Here is a 2,183-nt window from a genome sequence, read left to right as displayed (position 1 = left end):
ACTTCTCCTGGTCCCCAGGTTTACACCTTTCTTTAACTTCTCACCAAAAACCAAAAGGGGCACGTACTCCCTTGAATGATCCGTGCTCGGAGTGGTAGGATCGCATCCGTGGTCCGCAGTTATGATGATTACGTCCCGGCTCTGAAGTAAACTCAGAACCATTTCAAGTCTTCTATCGAAATCTTCTAATCCATTTGCAAATCCCTGTACGTCATTCCTGTGCCCCCAGACCATGTCGAAATCAACTAAGTTGATGAAAATTAACCCTTCCTTCTCTTCCTTTATTGTCTGTGTGAGCTTATCCAAAGCATCCTGATTATCCCTGGTGTGAATCGATCGTGAAATTCCTCGTCCAGCAAAAAGGTCATTTATTTTCCCTATCCCGACGACCTTGATTCCTTTATTTTGAAGGATCTCCAGAATCGTTCTCTCAGGAGGAGGCAGAGAAAAATCTTTTCTCCCCTCTGTCCTTCTAAAAGACCCTGGTTTTCCGACAAAAGGTCGGGCGATGACCCTGGCAACCGCATTTTCTCCTGTAAGGAGTTCTCTTGCTATCTGACAGATCTCATACAATCTTGGCACGGGGATTTTCTCCTCGTGCGCGGCTATCTGAAAAACGCTGTCAGCCGAGGTGTACACTATCGGCTTACCAGTTCTGAGATGCTCCTCACCCAATTCCTTAATGATCTCAGTCCCAGAGGCCGGTTTATTTCCCAGAACTTCTGTACCGATTGCTTTCTCGAATCCTTTTATCAGCTCATCTGGAAATCCATTTGGATAGACCGGAAAAGGGGGTTTTAAAATCACGCCTGTCATCTCCCAGTGACCGCTGGTGCTATCTTTTCCAGGTGATACCTCAGCCATTTTTCCGTATGAGGCTAATGGTTCTTTTTGAGGCTCAACTCCTGAGATGGAAGCAATATTCCCCAGCCCCAACCTTTGTAAATTAGGGAGATGTAATCCGTCTACCGCTTTAGCCGTATTACTCAGAGTGTTAGAGCCCTGATCACCATATTTGAAGGCATCCGGAAGTTCACCCACCCCGCAGGAATCAAGCACAATCAGGACTACCCTCTTAATTTCTTTCACGTCGAATATTTCTCATTATCTGTTTGCGTCATTGCGTACTCCGATTCATCGGATCCAAGCAATCCCTTTCCTCAGCCGGAGCTGGATTGCTTCGTCGTCCAAATGGACTCCTCGCGATGACACTAAAAATACAAGAGACGCATGCTATGCGTCTCTACACATTTTCAAGCGCGATTCATTTCAAGAACTTCCAGGTCTGCAGCATCTTGGAGAATTCATCTTCATCCGTTGAGAAATACTCGCTTTCATCAGTGAACTGGATCAGGTACAGGTTAATTCCTTTTTTCAGGACCATTACCTCCCCCAAGAAATAATCTTCCTTGGTCACAGAACCGGTTCCTTCTGGTCCGTATCGGGCGGAGGGATCAATCACCTGCCTGAGATAACTCTTCTTGTAGCCGTACACTTTCCCCTTAATACTGTCCAGAGCAATATCTTGGGTCTTGATCAGCTCGTAGGAGGCGATGGCATCCAATTTCATCAGATATTCATCTTTGTTCCTGAGAGTACCTCTCCCTTGTATCAAAGAATTCTCGATCTCCGTCAAAGAAAGAGAGGTAGTATCTGCGCAGATGATTATTGTCGGGATAAGCCTTTCTTCCTCGAACATGGTAGAAGCTTTATTGACCTGGTAATTCTTCTTAGTTATGGTGCTTCTCACCAATGAAGGTTCTTTTTCAAATTGTATTTTCCAGTTAGATAAAACCCTTAGCTCATACCCGTACTTTGCATCTATCAGAGTATCCTTTTCTATCCTGCCGGTTTTCTCCTGTTTTGCCGACGTGGATCGAACCATTACGAGGAAGAAAAAAACAATTGAGATAATCAAAACTGCCTTTCTCATCTCTCCTCCTTTGTTGGATTATTTAATATATGCAAATCTCTCTTCTTAAAGCAAATACTTTCTTTAGAGTTCTAAAGTTTCAAAAATAATGTACTTAAGCCTAAAAAGAAGATTTTCAAAGACTTACTTCAACTTATTTAAGCCTATAATCAATTTTATTGCTTTTTAATAAGATTTTTCTTGATTTATTTAATTAATCTATTAAATTATTTAAGTGAAAAATAAAATGATGAACCAATGCCCAATCTGT

2 protein-coding genes are annotated in these 2,183 nt (G+C 42.5%); both read right to left on the bottom strand.

All coding sequences use genetic code 11. From position 1 onward, the window contains the following. The coding region (locus tag MUP17_11030) for a phosphopentomutase (GenBank protein MCJ7459513.1) at positions 1-1,080 on the bottom strand (1,080 nt) is incomplete at its 3' end. 184 nt (positions 1,081-1,264) lie between these two features. Next, a complete protein-coding gene (locus tag MUP17_11025; protein ID MCJ7459512.1) occupies positions 1,265-1,933 on the bottom strand; it encodes a hypothetical protein in 669 nt (222 codons plus the stop codon). Between the last annotated feature and the right edge of the window lie 250 nt (positions 1,934-2,183).

This window comes from Candidatus Zixiibacteriota bacterium (assembly GCA_022865345.1).
Classification (GTDB): domain Bacteria; phylum Zixibacteria; class MSB-5A5; order MSB-5A5; family RBG-16-43-9; genus RBG-16-43-9.
The sequence above is the reverse complement of the archived record's forward strand: the minus strand, read 5'-3'. Positions and strand labels throughout refer to the sequence as shown.

Bases quoted from the DNA above. Each gene is read 5' to 3' on its own strand.
- MUP17_11025 (MCJ7459512.1), bottom strand. From the start codon at position 1,933: ATGAGAAAGGCAGTTTTGATTATCTCAATTGTTTTTTTCTTCCTCGTA.